2 protein-coding genes are annotated in these 1,591 nt (G+C 70.4%); both read right to left on the minus strand.

Going from position 1 to position 1,591, the window contains the following annotated elements; genetic code table 11:
* Positions 1-25 precede the first annotated feature (25 nt).
* Positions 26-1,108 (minus strand): ABC transporter permease, encoded by a 1,083-nt coding sequence (locus tag ACTUAL_RS28855; protein ID WP_440902445.1) that lies wholly within the window; start codon positions 1,106-1,108, stop codon positions 26-28.
* A partial coding sequence (locus tag ACTUAL_RS28860; RefSeq protein WP_440902446.1) for an ABC transporter ATP-binding protein occupies positions 1,108-1,591 on the minus strand: 484 nt, incomplete at its 5' end. The genes ACTUAL_RS28855 and ACTUAL_RS28860, both read right to left, overlap by 1 nt.

Raw genomic sequence — 1,591 nt, forward strand, 5'->3', positions numbered from 1 at the left:
CGCCCCGGTGCTGAGCGGTGGTGGATCAGCCCTTCGAGGTGGCCAGCGCCTGCTTGATCTTCAGCTTGCCGCCGGTGTGCAGCAGCGAGCCGGTGAACACCTTGCTGGCGAACAGGAGCATCAGGACGCCCGCACCCGCCAGCAGCGCGAGCGAGACCAGCGCCTCCCACGGGGCGGCCTCGCCGCTGAAGACCCGCAGCGGCATCGCGACCGGCGCGGTGAACGGCACGTACGACATGATCGTCATGGCCAGCTTGTTCTGGAACAGGAACAGCACGCCGAAGTAGGGCAGCATCACCAGCATCACCACGGAACCGGTGCTGGAGCCCAGGTCCTCCTGCCTGCTGATCAGCGCGCCCGCCATGGCCCACATGCCCGCCAGCAGCACGAACCCGAGGATCAGGAACGGGATGAACCAGCCGATGGCCGGGGCGACGACGCCGAGCAGCTCGTCCTGGCCGCCGATCTTGAGCGCGATCGGGGCGACGGCGGCGAGCACGACGAGCTGGCCGATGGTGAGCACCGCGTTGCCGACGATCTTGCCGGCGAGCAGGGCGCGCACCGGGATCGTGGACACCAGGATCTCCACGATGCGGGTCTGCTTCTCGCTGACCGTGCTCTGCGCGATCGCCATGCCGCCCATGCCGAACATGAGGAACATCAGGCCGAACACGGTGACCACGGCCTGCTGCTGACCGCCGCTGATCTCACCGGGCGCGATCAGGTCGACCGGCGGCACCTGGGCCAGCGCGACGACCACCTCGGTGTCGGCGTTCTCCAGGGCGACCACGCGCAGCCCGGAGGGGGTGCGCTCCTGCGGGTCGGGCACGACGGCGGCGGAGACGTCCTCGGAGCGCAGCAGCTCCTCGGCGGCGGCGAGGTCGGCGACCTCGCGCAGCTCGAAGTCGCCTGCCGACAGCGCGGCCTTGGCCTCGGAGCCGACGACCGCGACCTTGGTGGGGCTGCTGAAGAAGGAGGGCAGCACGGTCAACGCGAACAGGGCGACGATGGTGATGCCGAAGCTGATCCAGAAGCCCTTGGTGCGCACGTAGGTGCGGATCTCGCGCTCGGCGATGAGCTTCGTCGCGGCGGTGAACGACAGCGCCATCACACGACCTCCTTGAAGATCTCGTCCAGGGTGGGAACGACGGGGCCGAACGCGCGGACCGGGCCGCGCTCCAGCGCGGCGCGCAGCACGGGCTGCTCGTCACCGCCGTCGACCTCGAACACGGCGCTGGGACCGTCCAGTTCGGACACCCGGACGCCGGGGACGTCGCGCAGGAAGCCCGCGTCGCCGTCGACGGTGATCTCGAACCGGGTGGTGCCGTGCTGGCGGCGCAGCTCGTCGCGCTCCCCCTGGGCGGTGATGCCGCCCTTGGCGATGATGACGACGTCGTCGCACAGCCGCTCGACCAGGGACAGCTGGTGGCTGGAGAACAGCACCGGCACGCCCGAGGCGGCGCGCTTGCGCAGCACCTCCAGGACGGTCTCGACCGCGATCGGGTCGAGGCCGGAGAACGGCTCGTCCAGGATCAGCACGTCGGGCGAGTGGACCAGCGCGGCGGCGATCTGCACGCGCTGCTGGTTGCCC

This window comes from Actinosynnema sp., from assembly GCF_052038725.1.

Excerpts from the sequence above, each read along its gene's own strand:
- ACTUAL_RS28855 (WP_440902445.1), bottom strand. The coding sequence starts at position 1,108 with ATGGCGCTGTCGTTCACCGCCGCGACGAAGCTCATCGCCGAGCGCGAG.